General features: G+C 66.9%; 3 protein-coding genes and 1 riboswitch. All 3 genes read right to left on the bottom strand.

The window, feature by feature from the left end; genetic code table 11:
- Nucleotides 1-425 (bottom strand): ABC transporter substrate-binding protein (locus AX702_RS02950; protein ID WP_156455334.1); only part of this gene is annotated, 425 nt, incomplete at its 3' end.
- Nucleotides 426-583: 158 nt separating this feature from the next.
- Nucleotides 584-2,431 carry a TonB-dependent receptor plug domain-containing protein gene (locus tag AX702_RS02955; RefSeq protein WP_066775940.1) on the bottom strand — a complete coding sequence of 616 codons (1,848 nt, stop codon included), beginning with the start codon at nt 2,429-2,431 and terminating at the stop codon, nt 584-586.
- Between the two features lie 119 nt (nt 2,432-2,550).
- Nucleotides 2,551-2,745: riboswitch (cobalamin riboswitch) on the bottom strand.
- A 21-nt stretch (nt 2,746-2,766) separates the two neighbouring features.
- On the bottom strand, nt 2,767-3,381 hold the full coding sequence (cobO, locus tag AX702_RS02960) for a cob(I)yrinic acid a,c-diamide adenosyltransferase (RefSeq protein WP_066775941.1): 615 nt from the start codon (nt 3,379-3,381) through the stop codon (nt 2,767-2,769).
- Nucleotides 3,382-3,487 lie beyond the last annotated feature (106 nt).

Genomic DNA, 3,487 nt, shown 5'->3' on the forward strand with positions numbered 1-3,487 from the left:
TTGAGCACCTGCCCCCGCCGGCGTTCCTTTAGCGCGTCCGCGACTTCGGCAATCTGCTCCTTGCTCGCCGCGACGGTCGTGGGCGAGCCGAGATACAAGGTATTCAGCCCTGCCCGCGCGAAAGCCGCCCGGGTCGCCGGGGGTGTGAAGCTCGTCGCGACCACCAGGTCGGGCGAAAGCGCGATCACTTCCTCCGCGGTACCCGCCGTGGTGCGAAACCGCCGCGCCACGTCCAGCGAGATGGAGGTAGCGCGCAAGTCCTGCGAATAATGGCTGATCGCCGCGATCCGCTCAGGAGGGACGAGCGCGAGCAGCAGCTGGTCCGCACACGGGTTGAGCGACACGATCCCGCCCCGCCGCGCCGGCTGGTCGGCTGTGCAGCCGGCGAGGAGGAGCGCGAGGAGCAGCGTCGCGCGGTCGAACATCTGCTGATTACCTCGCCTGGTCCGTCATGCCGGGCCAGTCCCGGCATCCAGGGTTCCGCAAACCTCATGCTTGCGAGTTCGCGGAACCCTGGACCCCGGCACAAGCCTGTCCTGAGCTTCGCCGAAGGGGCCGGGGTGACAAAAGGGGTCGATTAAGGTCAATCCAGCTTCACCCGCACACCGCCATACACCGCCCGGCCGATCGTGCCGTAGTTCGCCACCGTCCGGTAATCGGCATCGAACAGGTTCTCGACCCGCCCGTACAGCGAGAAGCGATCCCCCAGCGGCAGTTCGGCGCGAATGTTGGTGATCGTATAGCCATCGAGCCGAACGGTGTTTGCCGCATTGTCGAAACTGTCGCCGACCACCAGCACCGTTCCGCCGAGCCCCAGACCAAATGGGAAGCGGTAATCGGCGGACATGCTGACCATGTCCTCGGGCCGGCGCGCCAGATCGTTGCCGACGAACCCCTCGCTGCGGTTTTCGCTGTCGATATGGCTATACGACCCGCTGATCGTGAAGCCTTGCGCCGGCCGCATCACCAACCCGAGTTCGACGCCCTCCGCGCGGGTGCGGGCGATGTTGCTGTACGTGAAGGTCAGCGAATCGAAGTCGATCTGGTTGCGCGTCTTGCGGTTGAAATAGGTCGCGCTGGCGACGAGCTGGTCGCCGATCAGCTTCTGCTCGACGCCTGCATCCCAGCTCTTCGCCGTCTCGGGATCGAGCGTCGGCGTGCCGTAGAAGGGCGCATAGAGCTGGTACAGTGTCGGCGCCTTGAAGCCTTCGGCGTAGCTTGCGCGCAGCGTCGTGCCGGTCGGGAGCGTATAGGCCGCATTTGCCGCGAAGGTGGTGTGCCCGCCAAACGCATCGTCGTCGTCATGACGCACCGCGCCGGTCACGGCCAGGCCCTCCACCGGAGTCAGGATCAGCTCGCCCCACACGCTCGTCACGCCGCGGCTGAAGCGGTCGAACCCGTCGGAAAAGCGCGTGTCCTCATGCTCGACGCCGGCGACGAGCCGCACCGCGTCGATCGCCTGGAAATCGCCCTTGTAAGTGTAGCGCTCGCTGCGACCGCGCCCGATGAACTGCGGCTCCGCACCCAGGTCGCGATCGAGATTGTCGCGGTTGATGTCGGCGATCTGGAAGGCAATCGTGTTGCGGAACCGGCCGTCCGCGAAATCGGCATGCAGCCCGGCATAGCCGTACAGCTCCTGCGCGGTCGAATATTCGCGTGTGTCTGCGAAGGCACAGGTCGGCGCGGGAAAGCCATCGAGATCGGTGCGGCTGTCTGCCCAATAGCCGCGCAGGTCGAGGCGCAGGTTGGGCGCGAACGCCACTTCCACCCGGCCGCTGGCGCCATACTGGCGATAGCCGTCGCGCTCGCTGCCCTGATCATAGGCCGAGATGCCATCGGTGCGGAGGTAACCGCCGGTCAGCGAGCCGGAAACGATGCCCGAGCTGCCGGAAACGCCGCCGCTGGCGAACAGCGTGTCCATGTCGCCATATTCTACATTGCCGCGCGCCTGCAGGCCCTGGGTCGGCGCCTGCGTGATGACGTTGACGACACCGCCGATCGCCTGGCTGCCCCACGGCACCGAGTTCGGCCCGCGCAATATCTCGACGCGCTCGACCGAGGCGGAGAGCAGATTGGCGAAGTCGAACGCGCCGCCGGTGGACGACGGATCGTTGACGCGAACCCCATCGATCAGCGTCAGCGTCTGGTCACCCTCCGCGCCGCGGATGCGCACGGCGGTCAACGTGCCGATGCCGCCGTTGCGCGTGACGGTGATGCCCGGCGTGGTCTGGAGCAGGTCGGTCAGCACGACCGTCTGGCGCTGCTCGATCGTGTCGCGATCGATGATCGTCACCGCCTGGCCGGTAGTGTCGACGTCCTGCGGCACGCCGCTCGCCGTCACCACGATGTCACGATCGCGGTCGAGATCCTGCGCCAGCGCCGGCGCGGCGATCAGCGCTGTCGATGCCGCCAGCCAGTGGATGATCTTCATTGTTCTTGCCCCAAACAGGGCCGCGGCCGGCGCTTGCCTGCGCCGTCCGTCAGCCGATCCCTCTTGTCGCTCGCTCGAGGGTTTCGGCCTCGTCCGCCCGGCACACCCCGTCCGCGCGATGGATCGACGTGCGACCGGCAGGTCTCCTGGCTCTCGGGTCCATCATGCCGCCCTGCCTTCCCGGATCGCTCCAGTGGCTGGGATGGGCGGCACTCGCCGATCACAGTTGCGGGGGCAGCGCGGGTGCGGGCGATGCGCCCTTCCCGACTTCCCTTTTCATCCCGTCTCCGGGAACCGTTCGCGGCTGGTGCCGTAGGACCGATGCGGCCGATCCGTCAATATTCCACGCCCTTTTGCGCGTTGAACCCGGCATTGAAGGGATGCTTCACCTCGCCGAATTCGGTGACGAGATCGGCGATTTCCACCAGTTCGGGCCGGGCGCCGCGACCGGTGACGCAAATGTGCTTGGTCAGCGGCCGCTCCTTGAGGAACGCCAGTGCCTCGGCGAACGGCAGGGTGTCGTCGGCGAGCACGATGTTAAGCTCATCGAGGATCACGAAGTCGATCTCGGGATCGAGGATCAGTTCCTTGGCCCGCTCCCACCCGCGCCGCGCCGCCGCGATGTCGCGCGCGCGGTCCTGCGTATCCCAGGTGAAGCCCTCGCCCATGCTCTCGAAGCTGACGAGGTCGCTCGGATGATCGGTGAAGAAGTTGCGCTCCCCCGTCTCCCATGTCCCCTTCACGAATTGCAGGATCGCGACGCGCATCCCCCAGCCGATCGAGCGGATCGCCATGCCGAAGGCGGCGGAGGACTTGCCCTTGCCGTTGCCGGTATGGACCAGCAGCAGCCCGCGCTCGAGCGTTCGCCGCGCCTGCATCTTGTCGCGCGCCACCTTCATGCGGCGCATCCGCTCGTTGTGACGGGAATGGTCGTCGGGCTGGTCATTCATGGCAGCGCCTATCGCTGGGTGGCACGACGCACGCAACTGCCGCAAGCCCGCCCACATCGTCACCCCGGCCCTGTGCCGGGGTCCACCGGCCCGCAAACTCGCCGGC

This window comes from Sphingomonas sp. CCH5-D11, from assembly GCF_001557395.1.
Lineage (GTDB): Bacteria > Pseudomonadota > Alphaproteobacteria > Sphingomonadales > Sphingomonadaceae > Sphingomonas.

Excerpts from the sequence above, each read along its gene's own strand:
- cobO (WP_066775941.1), bottom strand. The coding sequence starts at position 3,381 with ATGAATGACCAGCCCGACGACCATTCCCGTCACAACGAGCGGATGCGC.
- AX702_RS02955 (WP_066775940.1), bottom strand. The coding sequence starts at position 2,431 with ATGAAGATCATCCACTGGCTGGCGGCATCGACAGCGCTGATCGCCGCG.